This window comes from Chordicoccus furentiruminis, from assembly GCF_019355395.1.
Taxonomy (GTDB): domain Bacteria; phylum Bacillota; class Clostridia; order Lachnospirales; family Lachnospiraceae; genus Chordicoccus; species Chordicoccus furentiruminis.
Genome location: NZ_CP048829.1, coordinates 1,281,426 through 1,298,485, shown reverse-complemented (window position 1 = coordinate 1,298,485; position 17,060 = coordinate 1,281,426). Strand labels below are relative to the sequence as shown.

Annotated in this window: 13 protein-coding genes; 10 read left to right on the top strand and 3 right to left on the bottom strand. The window is 60.7% G+C overall.

What is annotated here, in order from left to right; all coding sequences use genetic code 11:
* Window positions 1-7: 7 nt before the first annotated feature.
* The 7 genes from G4C92_RS06075 to G4C92_RS06045 are packed head-to-tail and all read left to right on the top strand — an operon-like array spanning window position 8 to window position 8,239.
* Window positions 8-598: a V-type ATP synthase subunit E gene (locus G4C92_RS06075; protein ID WP_274941686.1), complete on the top strand. Its 591-nt coding sequence runs from the start codon at window positions 8-10 to the stop codon at window positions 596-598.
* A 12-nt stretch (window positions 599-610) separates the two neighbouring features.
* The gene (locus tag G4C92_RS06070; RefSeq protein WP_274941685.1) at window positions 611-1,579 is read left to right on the top strand and encodes a V-type ATPase subunit; all 969 of its coding nucleotides are present in this window, start codon (window positions 611-613) and stop codon (window positions 1,577-1,579) included.
* Window positions 1,572-1,901 (top strand): V-type ATP synthase subunit F, encoded by a 330-nt coding sequence (locus tag G4C92_RS06065; protein ID WP_274941684.1) that lies wholly within the window; start codon window positions 1,572-1,574, stop codon window positions 1,899-1,901. Before G4C92_RS06070 ends, G4C92_RS06065 begins: the two co-directional genes overlap by 8 nt.
* A gap of 56 nt (window positions 1,902-1,957) precedes the next feature.
* On the top strand, window positions 1,958-3,727 hold the full coding sequence (locus G4C92_RS06060; RefSeq protein WP_274941683.1) for a V-type ATP synthase subunit A: 1,770 nt from the start codon (window positions 1,958-1,960) through the stop codon (window positions 3,725-3,727).
* A 2-nt stretch (window positions 3,728-3,729) separates the two neighbouring features.
* Window positions 3,730-5,103 carry a V-type ATP synthase subunit B gene (locus tag G4C92_RS06055; protein ID WP_274941682.1) on the top strand — a complete coding sequence of 458 codons (1,374 nt, stop codon included), beginning with the start codon at window positions 3,730-3,732 and terminating at the stop codon, window positions 5,101-5,103.
* Window positions 5,104-5,115: 12 nt separating this feature from the next.
* A complete protein-coding gene (locus G4C92_RS06050) occupies window positions 5,116-5,778 on the top strand; it encodes a V-type ATP synthase subunit D (RefSeq protein WP_274941681.1) in 663 nt (220 codons plus the stop codon).
* A gap of 4 nt (window positions 5,779-5,782) precedes the next feature.
* Window positions 5,783-8,239, top strand: coding sequence for a hypothetical protein (locus G4C92_RS06045; protein WP_274941680.1), 2,457 nt, complete (start codon window positions 5,783-5,785; stop codon window positions 8,237-8,239).
* Between the two features lie 99 nt (window positions 8,240-8,338).
* On the opposite strand, the gene G4C92_RS06040 is transcribed toward G4C92_RS06045, so the two are convergent.
* On the bottom strand, window positions 8,339-9,409 hold the full coding sequence (locus G4C92_RS06040; RefSeq protein ID WP_274941679.1) for an undecaprenyldiphospho-muramoylpentapeptide beta-N-acetylglucosaminyltransferase: 1,071 nt from the start codon (window positions 9,407-9,409) through the stop codon (window positions 8,339-8,341).
* 132 nt (window positions 9,410-9,541) lie between these two features.
* On the opposite strand from G4C92_RS06040, the gene G4C92_RS06035 reads away from it, so the two are divergent.
* Window positions 9,542-11,164, top strand: a complete 1,623-nt coding sequence (locus G4C92_RS06035) for an MBL fold metallo-hydrolase RNA specificity domain-containing protein (RefSeq protein ID WP_274941678.1) — start codon at window positions 9,542-9,544, stop codon at window positions 11,162-11,164.
* Window positions 11,165-11,258: 94 nt separating this feature from the next.
* Here the strand turns inward: G4C92_RS06035 and G4C92_RS06030 are convergent, their stop codons facing one another.
* Window positions 11,259-11,501 carry a TIGR03905 family TSCPD domain-containing protein gene (locus G4C92_RS06030; protein WP_274941677.1) on the bottom strand — a complete coding sequence of 81 codons (243 nt, stop codon included), beginning with the start codon at window positions 11,499-11,501 and terminating at the stop codon, window positions 11,259-11,261.
* Window positions 11,502-11,698: 197 nt separating this feature from the next.
* Here G4C92_RS06030 and G4C92_RS06025 point away from each other — a divergent pair, with 197 nt between their 5' ends.
* A complete protein-coding gene (locus G4C92_RS06025; RefSeq protein WP_274941676.1) occupies window positions 11,699-12,976 on the top strand; it encodes an amidohydrolase in 1,278 nt (425 codons plus the stop codon).
* Window positions 12,977-12,991: 15 nt separating this feature from the next.
* Window positions 12,992-14,236 (top strand): adenosylhomocysteinase, encoded by a 1,245-nt coding sequence (locus tag G4C92_RS06020; RefSeq protein ID WP_274941675.1) that lies wholly within the window; start codon window positions 12,992-12,994, stop codon window positions 14,234-14,236.
* A 247-nt stretch (window positions 14,237-14,483) separates the two neighbouring features.
* Here G4C92_RS06020 and G4C92_RS06015 read toward each other — a convergent pair whose 3' ends face one another.
* Window positions 14,484-16,919, bottom strand: coding sequence for a GH36-type glycosyl hydrolase domain-containing protein (locus tag G4C92_RS06015; RefSeq protein WP_274941674.1), 2,436 nt, complete (start codon window positions 16,917-16,919; stop codon window positions 14,484-14,486).
* Window positions 16,920-17,060: the final 141 nt, after the last annotated feature.

Here is a 17,060-nt window from a genome sequence, read left to right as displayed (position 1 = left end):
ATTAGCGATGGCAGGAATCGATACGATAACAAATGAAATCCTGCAGAATGCGAAGAGCAAGGCGGACGAGCTGATTGCGCAGGCGCGTCAGGCTGCCGACAGTGAAGCGGAGAAGGCGCGGGCCGAGGCGGCCGCGGCGTCTGAGAAGGCCGCGGAGCGCGCCGCCCGGGAGGTGAAGGCCTACGGGGATCGGATTCAGTCCCAGATCGGCATGAGAAAGCGGGAGGCGGTGCTCGCCGCCCGCCAGTCGGTGATCGGCGGGATGATCGACGCCGCTCTTCGGAAGCTGGAGGAGCAGGATACGGACGCTTACTTTGCGATGCTGCTTGATATTGCCGTGCGGCATATCCATCCGGAGGACGGGACGGTGATCCTCGGAAAGAAGGATCTCGACCGTATGCCCGCTGACTTTGCGGGAAAGATGGCGGCGCTGGCGAAGACGAAGGGCGGAACGCTGACGGTCTCGGACAGACCCGGCGGGATCGGAGCCGGGCTCATTCTGAAGTACGGCGGCATCGAGGAGAACTGTACGCTGAAAGCGCTGTTCGCGGACGCGTCCGACGAGCTGCAGGATACGGTGAACAGGGTACTCTGGTAAAGGAGAGCACGGATGAGCGATGTGAAGTATGTATATGCTGTGGCACGGATCCGTGTGAAAGAGAAGTCGCTCCTCACCGATATGGATATCTCGCAGATGGTCGGCATGAAGGATGACACCGCCGTGACGGCGTATCTCGCCGACCGCGGGTGGGGAGACCAGGATTCGGCGGACGGGGATGCGATGCTCCGGGCCGAGGAGCGGAAGACGGTGCAGCTGATGCGGGAGCTGAAGGTGGACGAGTCGGTGTTCCACCTGCTGGCCTACCCGAATATCTTTCACAATCTGAAGGCCGGCATCAAGGAAATCTGTACGTCCGAGAGCCATCCGGAGGCATTTTACGAGGATGAGACCTACGGACGGGAGCAGATGCTTCGCATCCTTCGGGACAAGGATTACAAGGCTCTGCCGGAATCGATGCGCGAGGCGGCGGAGCGGGCTGCAGAGGTAATGCTGAAGACCCGCGACGGGCAGAAATGCGATGTGATCGTCGACCGCGCCTGCCTCGACGCGATGGAGCGGGACGGATGGGCGTCGAAGCATGCCCTTCTTCGGGAATATGAGGAGTCCACGGTGGCGGTGGCGGATATCCGGATCGCGGCCCGCGGGCAGCGGACGGGCAAGAACGCGGCCTTCTTCCGTGAGGCGCTGGCGCCCTGCCGTTCGCTTGACGTGAAGCAGCTGGCGAAGGCGGCCTCGGAAGGAAGCGAGCCGCTGATGAACTATCTGGAGGCGCACGGTTTCGCGGAAGCGGCCGCGGCGCTGAAGGAATCGCCCAGCGCCTTCGAGCGCTGGTGCGACAACCGGCTGATCGAGACGATCCGTCCGCAGAAGAGAAATTCCGTCTCCCTCGGTCCCGTGATCGCCTACTATCTGGCGCGTCTCAACGAGATCAAGACGGTCCGCATCATTCTGACCGCGAAGGCCAACGGTTTCACGGAAGAGGAGACGCGGGAGAGAGTGAGGGAAATGTATGTATAAGATCGCGGTCATGGGAGACTATGACAGTATCTACGGCTTCGCGTCTCTGGGCCTTACCGTCTTCCCGTTTGCGGACGGTCAGACGGAGGAGGCGGCCCGCACGCTGCACCATCTGGCGCAGAACGAGTACGGCATCATCTATGTGACCGAGAAGCTCGCGGCGGGACTGAAGAAGGAAATCGCGAAATACGCGGGCCAGATGACACCGGCCATCATCCTGATTCCGGGGGTGAGCGGCAACACCGGAGCCGGTGTCGAGGGCGTGAAGAAATCGGTGGAGCAGGCAGTCGGCAGCGATATTCTGTTCGGCGGAGAAGACTGAGCGGACCGCTTCTGCGGGAGGCTGTCTGATGAGCAAGTGAGAAAGGTGGTCAGAACATGAGCACAGGTACGATCCTGAAGGTCGCCGGACCGCTGGTTGTTGCGACCGGAATGCGCGACGCCAATATGGGCGACGTGGTCCGCGTCAGCAAACAGCGGCTGATCGGCGAGATTATCGAGATGCACGGGGATCAGGCGTCGATTCAGGTCTATGAGGAGACTCAGGGACTCGGCCCGGGCGAGCCGGTCGAATCGACGGAGGCTCCACTTTCCGTCGAGCTGGGCCCGGGGCTTATGGGTTCCATCTATGACGGTATTCAGCGTCCGCTGAACAAGATCATGGAGAAGACGCACAGCAACCTGCTGAGCCGCGGCGTTGAAGTGGAGGCGCTGGATCGGGCGAAGAAATGGACGTTTGCCGCGACGGCGAAGCCGGGCGACAAGGTGGAGGCCGGCGATATTCTGGGAACGGTACAGGAAACAGCCGTTGTGACACAGAAGATCATGGTTCCTTACGGCGTGAAGGGCACTTTGACGGAGATTCGGTCCGGCGATTTCACCGTCACGGACGTGATCGCGAAAGTGAAGACGGAGGAAGGCATCCGGGATCTGACGATGATGCAGAAGTGGCCGGTCCGGCGCGGACGCCCGTACGCGAAGAAGCTGGCGCCGTCTATGCCGCTGGTCACAGGCCAGCGTGTCATCGACGCGTTCTTTCCGATCGCGAAGGGCGGCGTGGCCGCGATCCCGGGGCCCTTCGGTTCAGGCAAGACTGTGACCCAGCATCAGCTGGCGAAGTGGTCGGACGCGGACGTGGTCATCTACATCGGCTGCGGCGAGCGCGGCAACGAGATGACGGACGTTCTGAACGAGTTCCCGGAACTGAAGGATCCGCGCACCGGCGAATCGCTGATGCAGAGAACGGTGCTGATCGCCAATACGTCGGATATGCCGGTGGCCGCCCGCGAGGCGTCGATTTACACGGGCATCACGATGGCGGAATACTTCCGTGACATGGGGTATTCGGTGGCGCTGATGGCAGATTCCACCTCCCGCTGGGCCGAGGCGCTCCGCGAGATGTCCGGCCGTCTGGAGGAGATGCCGGGTGAGGAAGGCTATCCCGCCTACCTCGGAAGCCGTCTGGCCCAGTTCTATGAGCGGGCCGGCCGCGTGATTTCCCTCGGCAAGGAGGGACGGGAAGGCCAGCTTTCCGCCATCGGGGCAGTGTCGCCTCCGGGCGGCGATATTTCCGAACCGGTGTCTCAGGCGACGCTCCGGATCGTCAAGGTCTTCTGGGGACTGGACGCGGATCTCGCCTATCAGCGTCATTTCCCGGCCATCAACTGGCTGACATCCTACAGCCTTTATCTCGACGCGCTGGAGCCCTGGTTCAATGAGCATGTGGACGCGGAATGGATGGCGACCCGTCAGAAGCTGATGAGCCTTCTGCAGGAGGAGGCGTCGCTGAACGAAATCGTGAAGATGGTCGGTATGGATGCCCTGTCCGCACAGGACCGTCTGAAGATGGAGGCGGCCCGCTCCATCCGTGAGGACTTCCTGCATCAGAACTCCTTCGATGAGATCGATACCTATACCTCGCTCCGGAAGCAGTTCTGCATGATGAAGCTCGTGAACGCGTTCTATGAGGGCGGCGTGAAGGCGCTGAACGAGGGCGCGTCCATCGGACGGATCGTCGCGATGAAGACGAGAGAGCGGATCAGCCGCTTCAAGTATACGCCGGAGAAGGACGTGGACGCGGCCTATCAGAAGGTGCAGGACGAGCTCACGAAGGAATTCGCGGACATCACAGCGAAGGAGGATGAGTAAGCATGGCAAAGGAATACCGTACGATCAGGGAAGTTGCCGGTCCTCTGATGCTGGTGGAAGGCGTCGAAAACGTCAAGTACAACGAGCTGGGCGAGATCGAGCTGGCAAGCGGAGAGACGAGACGGTGCAAGGTGCTGGAGATCAACGGCACCGATGCGCTGGTGCAGCTCTTTGAATCCTCGACCGGCATCAACCTCAGCAACAGCAAGGTCCGTTTTCTGGGCCGCTCGATGGAACTCGGCGTCTCCTCGGATATGCTGGGCCGTGTCTTCGACGGCATGGGGCGCACCATCGACGGCGGGCCGGAGATTCTTCCGGAAAAAAGGATGGACATCAACGGACTGCCGATGAATCCGGCGGCCAGAGAGTACCCGTCGGAGTTCATCGAGACAGGCGTCTCCGCCATCGACGGACTGAATACGCTGGTTCGGGGCCAGAAGCTGCCGATCTTCTCGGCGTCCGGTCTTCCGCATGCGCGGCTGGCCGCCCAGATCGCGCGTCAGGCCAAGGTGCGCGGCACGAACGAGCCATTCGCGGTGGTGTTCGCCGCGATGGGCATCACCTTCGAGGAAGCGAATTTCTTCGAGGAGTCCTTCAAGGAGACCGGCGCCATCGACCGAACCGTTCTTTTCCTCAATCTGGCGAACGACCCGGCTGTCGAGCGTATCTCGACGCCCCGTATGGCGCTGACCGCCGCGGAGTATCTCGCTTTCGAGAAGGACATGCATGTGCTGGTGATCCTCACCGACATCACGAACTACGCGGATTCGCTCCGTGAGGTTTCGGCGGCGCGGAAGGAAGTTCCGGGACGCCGCGGCTATCCGGGCTACATGTATACCGACCTCGCCCAGATGTATGAGAGAGCCGGACGGCAGAGAGGAAAGAAGGGCTCCATCACGATGATCCCGATCCTGACGATGCCGGAGGACGACAAGACTCACCCGATCCCCGACCTCACCGGCTACATCACCGAAGGTCAGGTGATTCTTTCCCGTGAGCTCTACCGGAAGGGGATCCAGCCGCCGATCGACGTGCTCCCGTCCCTGTCCCGTCTGAAGGATAAGGGAATCGGCAAGGGCAAGACCCGGGAGGACCACGCTTCGACGATGAACCAGCTGTTCGCGGCCTATGCACGAGGCAAGGAGGCCAAGGAGCTGATGGTGATCCTCGGCGAGGCGGCCCTGACGGAAACCGACCTGATCTACGCGAAGTTCGCGGATGAGTTCGAGAAGCGCTACGTCAATCAGGGATATGAGACGGACCGCTCCATCGAGGAAACGCTGGAGATCGGATGGGACCTTCTGCGGATTCTTCCGCGTTCCGAGCTGAACCGGATTCCGGACCGGATTCTGGACCAGTACTATGACAAGAAATAAGGAGGATCTTTCATGGCCTCTACACAGGTAACGCCCACCCGCATGGAGCTCACGCGCCTCAAGCGGAAGCTGGTGACGGCCGTCAAGGGCCACCGCCTGCTGAAGGACAAGCGCGATGAGCTGATGCGGCAGTTCCTGACTCTCGTGAAGGAGGACATGGAGCTGCGAAAGAAGGTGGAGAAGGGCATCACAGATGCCAACCGCAATTTTGTTCTTGCGAAGGCAGGCATGTCGGAGGAGATTCTCCGCACGGCGCTGATGACGCCGAAGCAGGAGGTCTATCTGAAGCAGAGCAAAAAAAATGTAATGAGTGTTGACATTCCGGTCTTCGGCTACGATACTAGGACTGCTGATAAAAACGACATCTTTTCCTATGGCTTTGCCTTCACGTCAGGAGATCTGGATGGTGCGGTTCAGTCGCTGTCCGATGTGCTGCCGGATATGCTGAAGCTGGCTGAGATCGAAAAATCCTGCCAGCTGATGGCCGCGGAGATCGAGAAGACGCGCAGGCGCGTCAACGCGCTGGAACATGTCATCATTCCCGAGACGCAGTCCGGGATCCGATACATCACCATGAAGCTTGACGAGAATGAACGCAGTACGCAGGTCCGTCTGATGAAGGTCAAGGACATGGTTCTGGAGGATTCCCATAAATATCGTGAAAAAAAGAATTAGCAGGGTGATTGCGTACGTCGTCGTCTTTCTCGCCGGCGTCGCGCTCTTTTCAAACCTGTCCGTGATTCAGCGGCAGCAGTCGTCGGGTGCGTCGGATCTCAGTGATCCGACGCTTCCTGTCATGTATATCGATATCGGCGGGAACAAGGTAGACCGGATGCGCGGGTATGTGCAGAAGATGGACGCCGCCAATATGCGGGACGGGCTGATTCCGGTCACGACGAAGCGGAGCATCACGGTCTCCTACAAGGCGTACAAAAACGACATCCGCTCCGTTTCCTATGAGGTGTCCGCGCCGGATACCGGCGAGGTGGTGGAGAACGCCAAGATCGGCCACTTCACGGCCGACGGCGACTATATGTCCGCGACGTTCAGTCTGACGGAGCCGATTCTGATGAACCGGGAGTATCCGATCCGTTTCGAGATCACCACGGAGGATGAGACGGTCTACTACTATTCCCGTGTGATTCAGCGGTCCGATCCGGTGACGGACAAATACGTCCAGTTCGTCTACAATTTCTACGAGGGCTGTATGAATCCCTCCGGTTCCTCGGATCTCAACGCTTATCTGGAGACGGACAACACGATCACGAACAATTCCTATACGACCGTCGACATCAAGTCCTCGCTGACACAGGTCTGCTGGGGAACGCTGAATCCCCGGATTTTCCGGAAGGCGGTTCCGACCATCAAGGCGATCAGCGGAGAGACCTGCACGATTACCAACGACTATCTGATTTCCGCCGACGGCGACGCCGGAACGGAGATCTACCATGTATGGGAATACTACCGGCTCCGCTACTACAACGGAAAAATGATGCTGCTTAACTTTAACCGGAAGGCGCTGCAGTGCTACGACGGCTCTTCGCGTGCCGCGCTGAACGCCAACGGCGTGGTGCTGGGCGTGGCGGAGAAGGATGTGCAGTATCTGTCCAATGACACATCGGACACGGTCGCATTTGTTCAGGACAACGCGCTGTGGGAGTACAACAACCCGGCGCAGAAGCTCGTCTGCGTGTTTTCCTTCCACGATACGGGAAGCGGATCGGACGAACGGGACGACAGCGGCGATTACGGTATCCGGATCGTCCGCGTCAGTGAGGGCGGCGGAATGGATTTTGTCGTCTACGGCTATATGAGCCGGGGTCCGCACGAGGGACGAAGCGGCGTGTCGGTCTGCCACTACAACGCCGAGACTTCCACGGTCACCGAGCGGGCCTTCGTCCCGTACAACCGCGGCTTCGAACAGCTGAAGGACGATATGGGCCGGCTCTGCTACGTGACGCCGGGCGGAAACGCGTATTTTTACCTGCAGCGGGCCTTGTACCGCGTTGACCTCACCACCAATTCGACCGAGGTGATCCTGAGTGATATCAATCCGGACTGCTTTGTCTCCTCCGTCACAGGCGCGTCCATCGCGTGGATGAACGAGATGAAGCCGGACGCTTCCCAGACCATCACGGTGATGGATCTGAATACGGCGTCGCAGAGGACTGTGAAAGCCGCGGAAGGGACGTATATCAAGACGCTCGGCTTCCTCAACGAGGATATTCTCTACGGCGTCGCGAACCAGAGCGACCTTGTCTCGGGCGTCTCCGGGAATGTGACCTTCGCGATGAACGAGCTGCGGATCGAGGAGTTCAACGGCACGCTGGTCAAGGACTACAGGAAGGACGGCACCTATATCACCGATGTCTCCATGGAGCCGGGACTTGCCCAGCTGACCTGCGCCACGAAGGACGGCAGCGGCGGCTATACTCCGGCAGCGGATGACAACATCATGAACAATCAGCAGACGAAATCGGCGGTGACGGTCACGCTCTCCTCCAGCTCGCGCCAGGGCACAACGGTCACACTGAAGCTGCCGGGCGCGGTGTCGTCGCTGAACCCGTCGGTGTCCGGCTTCCGGCTGCGTCTTGGCCAGAAGGATCCGGCTGCGATTGCCTATGCGGAGAAGGATGATTATCCGCTGTACTATGTTTACACTCAGGGACTGCTTCAGGAGGTCTGCACGGATCCGGAGAAGGCAGTGACGGACGCGGACGCGGGCACGGGCATCGTTCTCAATCAGGACAGCCAGTATATCTACGAGCGCGGAAACAAGCAGACGAAGACGAACCTCAACAACGAGGACATCCCGTCGGTGTTCCTGTCCGGTGAGATGAACGCGGATCAGCTTCAGAGCGGAGCCGGCGGCGATGCGACCGTACTGAATCTGACCGGCTGCACGCTGGATCAGGTGCTGTATCTGGTATCGCAGGGGAATGCAGTCGTCACCCGTCTCGCGGACGGAAAAACCGCGGTCATCGTGGGATACGACCGGTACAACACGCTGCTCTACAACTTCGACACGGGCGAACACTATTATATGGGTATCAAGGACAGCACGAAGAGCATGGAGCAGGGCGGCAACGTCTTCGTCTCGTATGTGGAGTCGCCCGCGACGGTGAAGAACGGCTGAAGAGCGGGAGGAGGCCGGCGGACAGGGCCGGACGGGACAAAAAGAAAAGGGGTCGGCGTTTCCGTTTCCGGAAACGCCGACCCCTGCTGTTCTTCGTCTTTAACGCTTCAGCCTGCACTTTTCGATGAGATCCGTGATGACGCGGATCGAGTCGGTGCCGCTGCTCTTTGTCATCGCCTCGATGTACCGGCCGCGGCTGGCGTAGAGATCGTTCACGGCGGCGGTCAGCGACTGCGTGGTGACGGCTTCCTCCTCCAGTACAGCCGAGAAGCCCTGACGCTCGAATGAGCGTGCGTTAAGGATCTGGTCGCCCCGGCTGGCTTTCGCGGACAGCGGTATCAGAAGATTCGGCTTTTTCAGCGTCAGCAGCTCGCAGATCGCGTTGGCGCCGGCCCGCGAGACGGCAAGATCGGCCAGCGCGAAGAGGTCGGGAAGTTCCTCCCGGATGAATTCGTACTGACGATAACCCTCCGTGCCCTCAAGAGAGGGATCCAGCTTGCCCTTTCCGCAGAGATGGATGATGTCATAGGAGGGAAGCAGCTCCGGAAGAGCCGCCCGCACCGCGTCATTGACGGCAGTGGCGCCCAGAGAGCCGCCGATCACCAGGATGACGGGCTTCTTCCCGCTGAGGCCGGTGAAGGCGAGGGCGCGTTCCCGGCTGCCGTTGAGCAGTTCCGCCCGGATCGGCGTACCCGTGTAGACCGCCTTGTCCTTTGGGAGGTCCTTCATCGTCTCGGGAAAATTGCAGCAGACCTTCGATGCCATCGGAATGCAGAGCCGGTTCGCCAGCCCCGGCGTCATGTCGGATTCGTGGCAGATCACCGGAATACGAAGGTCATGGGCGGCGCGGACCACGGGAACCGAGACGAAGCCGCCCTTTGAGAATACGATATCCGGCCGGATGGAGCGGAGCGCGCGTTTCGCCTCGCCGATGCCCTTCAGCACCCGGAACGGGTCCGAGAAGTTGCGGAGATCGAAATACCGGCGGAACTTGCCGGTGGAGATTCCGGTGTACGGAAGCCCGTAGGGGGCGACCAGCGCCTTCTCCATGCCGTCGTAGGAGCCGATGTAATACACCTCGTAGCCGAGCTCCTTCAGCGCCGGGAGAAGCGCGAGATTCGGCGAGACATGGCCGGCCGTACCGCCGCCGGTCAGAACGATTTTCTTCATCTTCGATCCTTCCTCTGTACGTGGTATACTGGACACAGACAGCCGGGCGCGGGACTTTCCCGCAGGCTGAGTGTCCGGATTGCGTATGCATTATGGCATATTGCGTGTGAAAACTCAAGAAACGGAGGGGCCATGAAGCTTACATTTATCGGTGCCGATCACGAAGTGACCGGCAGCTGCCACTTACTTACGGCCGCGGGCCGCAGCATTCTGATTGATTACGGTATGGAGCAGGGCCGCAACATCTTTGAAAATGCACCTCTCCCCATCCCCGCCTCCGAGATCGACGCCGTCTTCGTGACGCACGCCCACATCGATCACACGGGTCTTCTTCCGCTGCTCGGCGCAAGAGGCTTCCGCGGCCGCGTTTACGCCACGGCGGCAACCTGCGATCTCTGCGACATCATGCTGCTGGATTCCGCCGGCATCCAGCAGTTCGAGGCGGAGTGGCGGAACCGGAAGGGCCGCCGGAAGGGACTTCCTCCCTTCGTTCCTCTCTATACGGCGGAGGACGTGGACCGGATCATGCGGTGCTTCGTTCCCTGCCCGTATGACAAGGTGATCGATGTCTTTGACGGGATCCGGATCCGGTTCAACGACGCGGGGCATCTGCTGGGAAGCGCCGCGATCGAGGTCTGGGCAAAGGAGCAGGGGAAGGAGACGAAAATCGTCTTCTCCGGCGACGTGGGCAACCATGATCAGCCAATTCTGAAGGAGCCGAAGAAAATCGACTCGGCGGACTATCTGCTGATCGAATCCACCTACGGAGACCGGAGCCATGGCGAGCGGCCGGACTACCGGACCGCGCTGGCGGAGGTGATCCAGCGGACGCTGGACCGGGGCGGAAACGTGGTGATTCCCTCCTTCGCGGTGGGGCGGACGCAGGAGATGCTCTATATCATCCGCGAGATCAAGGCGGAGAAGCTCGTGCACGGTCATGACGGCTTTCCGGTGTATGTGGACAGCCCGCTTGCGACGAGAGCCACCGGCATTTTCAATGAGCATTACACGGACTGCTTCGACGGGGAGGCGCAGGCGCTGATCGCCGAAGGCATCAACCCGATCACGTTCCCGGGCCTTAAGCTCGCGCTGACCACGGACGAATCCAGGGCGATCAACGAGGACGGGACGCCGAAGGTGATTCTCTCGGCCAGCGGGATGTGCGAGGCCGGCCGGATCAAGCATCATCTGAAGCATAACCTGTGGCGGCCGGAGTCGACGGTTCTCTTTGTGGGTTATCAGGCAAACGGATCACTTGGGCGGGAGATCCTCGAAGGGGAGAAGGAGGTCACGCTGTTTGGCGAGACCATCCGCGTTCAGGCGGAGATCGTGTCCCTTAAGGGCATATCCGGACACGCGGACCGGGAAGGGCTTCTGGACTGGGCGTCTGGCTTCCGGAAGAAGCCGAAGCGGGTCTTCGTGGTGCACGGCGAGGACGGCGTGGAGCAGTCCTTCTGCGCACTGCTTCATGAGAAGCTGGGTCTTCAGGCGGAGGCGCCGTATTCCGGAACCGTCTGGAATCTGACGGACAACGTCTGCGAGAAAAAGACGGAGGGCGTCCCCTTCGTCCGGCTGGACGCGGAGGGACACCCTCTGCCGGCGGCCGCTTCGACGAAGGCGACGCCGTATCTCAGGCTTGAGCACACGGCGGACCGTCTGCGGTCGCTGGTCCGGGCTCTTAAGGGGAGACCGAACAAGGAACTGGCCCAGATGGCGGATCAGCTCGCCGCGCTCTGCGACAAGTGGGAGAAGTGAAACGGGATTACGAAAAGGAAACGGCCGGGCGGCGTTCCGATGCCGTCCGGCCGTTTCCCGGAAGCCTGTCCCCGAGGGGCGGCCGACAGGCCGCTCACTCGTGCAGAGCGGTCCGGAGCGCTTTGGCGAGCTGATCCGGACAGCTGGTGTTCTTGAAGCCGCAGGGCGTGCCCTCCAGCTTGCGGATCACCTCGTGGGCGTCCATCCCTTCCACAAGCTTTGAGATGCCGCGAAGGTTTCCGTCGCAGCCGCCGGTGAAACGGACATTCCGCACTTTGTTGTCCTCGAGATCGAACTGGATCAGCTGAGAGCAGGTTCCTCTGGTTTTGTATTCCATTTTAAGCCTCCTTGCTGGTATACTGTAAACCAAACGCCATCCGGACCGTGACAGCACAAACGAGGGCGGCCGCGCGCCGCCCCGCTGCTGTCCCTTCCGGTTCCGGAATTTGAGTGGATTATCGCACATCTTTTCGGAAAACACAATCATGAACCCGGCCGGTCCGGCCGGCGGAAGATAAAACGGAGGAATGACCGATGGGGATTCTGATCAAAAATGTACACTTGCTGGAAAGCCCGGAGGCGGAGCGAACCGACGTCTATGTGACGGCCGGCCGGATCTCCGGCATCGGGCGGGAGCCGCGCGGATTCTCGGCGGACGAGGTGATTGACGGATCGCATAAGACGATGATGCCGGGCCTCATCAATGCCCACACCCACGCGTATATGTCCCTGATGCGCAACTACGCCGACGACGTGCCCTTCGACGAGTGGCTCTTCAAACGGATTTCGCCGATCGAGAACTCACTCACGCCGGAGGAGGCGTACTGGGGCAACATGCTCTCGATCATGGAGATGATCCGGACCGGCACGACCTGCTTCGTCGACCAGCAGATGTTCCCGAAGATGGCGGTGAAGGCCTGCGCGGACAGCGGCATGCGGGCGCTGATCACGCGCGGCATCGTCGGCGAGTCCCGGAAGGATCAGGCGGCGCTTCAGCGGATCCGCGAGGCCTTTGACGAGATGGAATACGGCGAGGCGATCGGGGCCAACTGCATGTTCGGACTCGGCCCGCACGCGATCTACACCTGCGGCGAGGATCTGCTCGCCTATATGACGGAGCTGGCGCATGAGAAGCATCTGCTGATCAACATTCATCTGACCGAGACGGCGAATGAGTACCGCACCTGCCTGAGCGAGCACCGTGCGACGCCGGTGGAGTATCTGGACCGGCTCGGCATGCTCGACGAGCGGATCCTGCTGGCGCACTGTGTCTACTTAAGCGACACCGATTTCGAGAAGCTCGCCCGTCCGAACGTCTCGGTGGCCACGAACCCCGCCAGCAACATGAAGCTGGCCAACGGCTTCGCGCCGGTTCCCCGGATGCTGAAGAAGGGAATCCGGGTCTGCCTCGGAACGGACAGCGCCGCGAGCAACAATGCCCTGAACATGTTCGGGGAAATGCACCTGCTGTCGATGGCGCAGAAGGGAGCCGCGAAGGACGCGCTGGTTCTGCCGGCGGAGGAGACGCTCCGTATCGCCACGAGGAACGGCGCCGAGGCGATCGGCCGGGAGGATCTCGGCGAGATCGCGGTCGGGCGCACGGCCGATGTGATCCTGATCGACGAGCGCGAGCCGAACCTGCGGCCTCTCTACAGCCGGAAGGCTTCCCTCGTCTACTCGGCGAACGGCATGGAGGTTTCGGATGTGATGATCAACGGACGGATCGTGATGCGGGACCGGAACTACACCACCATTGACGCGGAAAAAGTATACTACGAGACGGAAAAGATCGCGGACCGGTTCCGCAGATAAGGAGGATCGGATCGAATGAGTGAGATCAGAGATATGGCCTGCGCGGAGTCCGGAAACCGGAAGATCGACTGGGTCGAGGCGCATATGCCGGTGCTGAAGAGCATCTGTGAGGATTTCAGCAGGACGAAGCCTTTCGAGGGCGTGAAGGTCGCGCTGTCGGTGCATCTGGAGGCGAAGACCGCGTACCTCGCCTGTGTGTTCCGCGCCGGCGGAGCGGAGGTCTATGCGACCGGGAGCAACGTGCTGTCGACGCAGGACGATGTGGCGGCGGCGCTCGTCACCCGCGGCATTGAGGTCTTCGCGTGGCACGGGGCAACGGAGGAGGAGTACAGTCATCACCTCTCCTGTGTGCTCCGCGTGGGACCGCAGATCATCATCGACGACGGCGGCGATCTGGTGAACATGATGCACCGGGATTACCGGGATCTGATCCCGGGGGTGATCGGCGGGTGCGAGGAGACGACCACCGGGATTCACCGGCTGATCGCCATGGACCGGGCCGGTGAGCTGAAATTCCCGATGATGCTGGTCAACGACGCGGAGATGAAGCACCTCTTCGACAACCGGTACGGTACCGGCCAGTCCGTCTGGAACGCCATCGACAAGACGACGAACCTGATCGTCGCGGGCAAGCAGGTCGTGGTGGCCGGCTACGGCTGGTGCGGCAAGGGCGTCGCGATGCGGGCGAGAGGGCTCGGCGCCCGTGTGATCGTCACCGAGGTGGATCCGGTGAAGGCCATCGAGGCCGTGATGGACGGCTACGCGGTGATGCCGATGATGGAGGCGGCGCCGCTGGGCGATGTCTTCGTCACGGTCACCGGCTGCAAGGGCGTGATCACGATGGAGCATATGCTCCGTATGAAGGAAGGCGCGATTCTCACCAACGCGGGCCACTTCAACGTGGAGGTGGATTATCAGGCGCTGGAGGATCAGTGCGTCCGGAAGGAGCTGCGCCGCGAGAATATCGTCGGATACACGCTGAAGAACGGCCGCTCGGTCAATCTGATCGGCGAGGGCCGGCTCGTGAATCTGGCGGCCGGAGACGGCCATCCGGCGGAGATCATGGATATGAGTTTCGCGGTTCAGGCGCTGGCCGCGGAATATCTGGTGAAGCACAGAGACGACCGTCTTCCGATGATCAACCGGGTGCCCGCGTCGATTGACCGGGAGATCGCGGAGCGGAAGCTTCGCTACCTCGGTATGGAGATCGATCATCTGACGCCGGAGCAGGACGCGTATCTCAACAGCTACAATGTCTGAGCCGAGAGGCCGGCGGACGAAGCCCGGCCATACGGGGCAGGAACTGAACGTGAGGAAGCGGCGGGGACGGACCAATCGGTCCGTCCCCGCCGCTTCCCTGTGTATGGGCTTCAGTCTGCCGGGTTCGGGCGAGTATTTCCCGGCGGGAATTTGAGCCGGGTGAAATTTTCCGGAACACGCGCGGCGCACGGTCTGCGCCGCGCTGTGAGGGAGCGGCAGAGGTTTGCGCCTCCGGTCCTCGTTATGATCAGGCTCCCATCTCCACCCGGACATGCACGGTCTTTTTTGACGCGTCGAAGGGAATGATGCAGCCTTCAACCGGTACGCCGTCCACGGTCATCGACTTCACGCCCTTTTCAGCCCCGTTCGTGATCACGTCGATCTGATACGTGACGCCGCGGTAACGGCGCTGAATCCGGAAGTCGCCGAAATCGCGGGGTACGCAGGGATTGATTTCGAGCCCCTTCAGCGTCGGATAAACGCCGAGAATATACTGGGAGATATTCACGAACGTCCAGGCCGCGGTGCCGGTGAGCCAGCTGTTCTTACCCTGGCCGAAGTACCGGGCGTCGCGCCCCGCGACCATCTGGGAGTAGACATAGGGCTCGGTCTTGTGGATGTCGCTCTTCTCCTGAAGGTATGCGGGGCAGGTCTTCCGGTAGACCTCGAAGGCACGGTCCCCGTGGCCGAGCACCGTCTCGGCGATGGAGATCCAGGGGTTGTTGTGGCAGAAGATACCGGCGTTTTCCTTATATCCCGGCGGGTAGGAGGAAATCTCGCCCAGCTCGAGATGATACCGGGTGTAGGCGGGCTGGAGGATCATGATGCCGTATTCCGTATCGAGATATTTCCGGACGGATGCCAGCGCCTGCTCCGCCTGACCGCCTTCCTTTCCCACGCCGGCCAGCACACAGAAGCCCTGCGGCTCGATGTAGATTTTGCCTTCCTCGCATTCCCGGGAACCGACCTTGTGTCCGAAGGCGTCGTAGGCGCGGACGAACCACTCGCCGTCCCAGCCGGTGCCGAGCAGCGTCTTCTCCATCTCCTCCACCTCAGCCCGGGCGCCGGCGGCCTCCTCCGTTTTTCCGAGAAGGTCACAGAGATCCGCGTATTCGCGCCCGTACTTGACGAACATACCGCCGATGAAGACAGATTCCGCCACCGGCCCCTCCGACGGTCCGAAGGTCTGGAACGCCTCGCCCGGATGCTCCGAGAAGCAGTTGAGGTTCAGACAGTCGTTCCAGTCGGCGCGTCCGATGAGCGGCAGCCCGTGCGGCCCCTTGTGAGTAGCGGTGAAGCGGAAACTGCGGGTCAGATGCTCAAAGAGCGGCGTGGCTTTGGATTCATCATTGTTGTAGGGCACCAGCTCCTCAAGGATGCTCAGATCGCCGCTCTCCCGGACGTAGGCCGATGTGCAGGCGATCAGCCAGAGCGGATCGTCGTTGAAGCCCGATCCGATATCCGAGTTCCCTTTCTTTGTGAGCGGCTGGTACTGGTGGTAGGCCGATCCGTCCTCGAACTGTGTCGACGCGATGTCGATGATGCGCTGGCGGGCGCGGTCCGGGATCAGGTGGACGAAACCCAGCAGATCCTGACAGGAATCACGGAATCCCATGCCCCGCCCGATACCGGACTCGAAGTAGGAGGCGGAGCGGCTCATATTGAAGGTGACCATGCACTGGTACTGGTTCCAGATATTGACCATCCGGTTCACCCTGTCGTTCTTCGTCTCCACATGGAAGGCGGAGAGCAGGTCCTTCCAGTAATCCTTCAGTTCACGGAAAGCCCGCTCCACGTCGGCGTCGGTCCGGTAGCGGGCCAGCAGGCGCCGGGCCGGCTCCTTGTTGATGACGCCCGGAGCCTCCCACTTCCGGTCCTCCGGATTCTCACAGTATCCGAGGACGAAGACCAGGGAACGGCTCTCGCCCGGCTTCAGCGTGAGGTTGATCTGATGGGACGCCACGGGATACCATCCGGACGCCACGGAGTTCGTATCCGCGCCGGCAAGCACCGCCTCCGGGCGGTCCGGTCCGCCGTAGGTGCCGATAAAGGCGTCTCTTGACGTATCAAAGGCATCCACCGGCGCGTTGACGGCGTAGACGGCGAAATGATTGCGCCGCTCCCGATACTCGGTCTTGTGATAGATGACAGAACCCTCCACCTCCACTTCACCGGTCGAAAGATTGCGCTGGAAATTCGTCATGTCGTCCATCGCGTTCCACAGGCACCATTCCACATAGGAAAAGAGGCGGATCTCCTTCGTCTCTTCCGAAGTGTTGGAGAGACGGAGCCGCTGGACCTCGCAGGTATCCGTCAGCGGGACGAAGCAGAGAAGGTCCGCACCGATGCCGTTTTTTGAGGAACGGAAACGGCTGTATCCGAGACCGTGGCGGCACTCGTAGGTGTCCAGCTCCGTCTGGGTCGGCTGCCATCCAGGATTCCAGACCGTGTCCCCGTCTTTAATATAGAAGTAGGTTCCGTTGTTGTCATAGGGAACGGAATTGTAGCGGTAGCGGGTGAGTCGGAGCAGCTTCGCATCCTTATAGAAGGAGTAGCCTCCGCAGGTATTGGAAATCAGAGTGAAGAAATCCCGGCATCCCAGATAGTTGATCCAGGGCAGCGGAGTTCTCGGCGTGGTGATGACGTATTCCATCGCCTCATCATCGAAGTGTCCGAAATTCATAGATAGTCTCCTTTGTGAAAAGTTGTCTGAGAACTTTTCGAAAACGATTAAGTTAATCCCTTCCCTCCTGGGTGCTTATTATTATAAAGAGGGAAAAGACCGAAATCAATGGGTTTTTAAGGCATTTTCGGAAGGACGGGA

Coding starts and splice junctions, on each gene's coding strand:
- G4C92_RS06075 (WP_274941686.1), top strand. CDS start 8: ATGGCAGGAATCGATACGATAACAAATGAAATCCTGCAGAATGCGAAG.
- G4C92_RS06070 (WP_274941685.1), top strand. CDS start 611: ATGAGCGATGTGAAGTATGTATATGCTGTGGCACGGATCCGTGTGAAA.
- G4C92_RS06065 (WP_274941684.1), top strand. CDS start 1,572: ATGTATAAGATCGCGGTCATGGGAGACTATGACAGTATCTACGGCTTC.
- G4C92_RS06060 (WP_274941683.1), top strand. CDS start 1,958: ATGAGCACAGGTACGATCCTGAAGGTCGCCGGACCGCTGGTTGTTGCG.
- G4C92_RS06055 (WP_274941682.1), top strand. CDS start 3,730: ATGGCAAAGGAATACCGTACGATCAGGGAAGTTGCCGGTCCTCTGATG.
- G4C92_RS06050 (WP_274941681.1), top strand. CDS start 5,116: ATGGCCTCTACACAGGTAACGCCCACCCGCATGGAGCTCACGCGCCTC.
- G4C92_RS06040 (WP_274941679.1), bottom strand. CDS start 9,409: ATGAAGAAAATCGTTCTGACCGGCGGCGGTACGGCCGGCCATGTCTCG.
- G4C92_RS06035 (WP_274941678.1), top strand. CDS start 9,542: ATGAAGCTTACATTTATCGGTGCCGATCACGAAGTGACCGGCAGCTGC.
- G4C92_RS06030 (WP_274941677.1), bottom strand. CDS start 11,501: ATGGAATACAAAACCAGAGGAACCTGCTCTCAGCTGATCCAGTTCGAT.
- G4C92_RS06025 (WP_274941676.1), top strand. CDS start 11,699: ATGGGGATTCTGATCAAAAATGTACACTTGCTGGAAAGCCCGGAGGCG.
- G4C92_RS06020 (WP_274941675.1), top strand. CDS start 12,992: ATGAGTGAGATCAGAGATATGGCCTGCGCGGAGTCCGGAAACCGGAAG.
- G4C92_RS06015 (WP_274941674.1), bottom strand. CDS start 16,919: ATGAATTTCGGACACTTCGATGATGAGGCGATGGAATACGTCATCACC.